Genomic DNA, 1,046 nt, shown 5'->3' with positions numbered 1-1,046 from the left:
GGCGGGCGATCCAGTACTCCGAGACGGTTGCGGGTCAGCCGAAAGGCTGCGGCGTACTGGATGCCCCGGTCAAGCCGGGGCATGAGAGCGGAATGTGGGGCCGGCGCGGCGACCAGCCCCCTACTTCTTCACCTTGCTCGCATCCATCTTGATGGCGGGGTCCAGCATCTTGGTCGTGAACGCCGTCGTGACGTCGAACGGCTTCTCCATGCCGAGATAGGTCTGGACCAGATCGTAGTCCTTCTTCATCCGCTCGCCGTCGATCCAGCCGAGTGCCTTCGTCGTCGTGAATTCGTCCGTCATCAGGAACTTGATGCGCTCCCACTGGCGCTCCTGGTTCTCCTTGTCGAGACCGGAGACCTGATCGAGCAGCGCCTTCAGGCAGGGCGCGGCGTCGGCGACGCAAGTCGCGAAGGCCTTTTGCGTGACCCGCACGAACTCCTCGACCAGCTTCGGGTTCTTCTGCAAATAGCCACCGTTGACGATCAGCGAATTGCCGTAAGGATTGAGCCCGATGTCCTTCCAATTGACGTAGCCGAGATCGCTTCCGAACTCGATCACCTTCAAATCGTGCTCGTTGTAGAAGTCGCTGATGATGTCGACCGTATGGCTCTTGAGCGCGGCGATCTTCGCCGTCGGCCCGACATTGACGAAGCCGACGGAGTCGGGCGCAAGCCCTGCAGCCTTGGCGAAGGCCGGCCACATCACACGCGAGGCGTCCCCGGGCGGATTGCCGATCTTGTGGCCGGCAAAATCCTTCACCCCGTTCACGCCGTAGCTCTTCAACCAGTAGAAGGTCTGGCCGGTGTTGGCGTAGACGCTCATCACGGCAACAGCGTCAGCCCCCTTGCTCTTCGCCACCAGCATGGTGGCGAGATCGGCGACGCCGAAGGGCGAGCCGCCGGAGCCGACCTTGGCGGCGGAGACGCCGGAGCCCTTGCCGACCTCGATGGTCAGATCGATGCCCGCTTTCTCGTACCAGCCTTGCGCCTTGGCGTAATAATAGGGCGAGTGATCGGCCGTCGGCGCCCAGTTCAGGATCAGAT

General features: G+C 62.5%; 1 protein-coding gene. It reads right to left on the bottom strand.

What is annotated here, in order from left to right:
• Positions 1-120: 120 nt before the first annotated feature.
• The coding region (locus tag IVB32_RS00855; protein WP_247409556.1) for an ABC transporter substrate-binding protein at positions 121-1,046 on the bottom strand (926 nt) is incomplete at its 5' end.

This window comes from Bradyrhizobium sp. 23 (assembly GCF_023073295.1).
GTDB lineage: Bacteria > Pseudomonadota > Alphaproteobacteria > Rhizobiales > Xanthobacteraceae > Bradyrhizobium > Bradyrhizobium canariense_D.
Note: the sequence above shows the minus strand (reverse complement) of the source record. Positions and strands in the feature narration are given on the sequence as shown.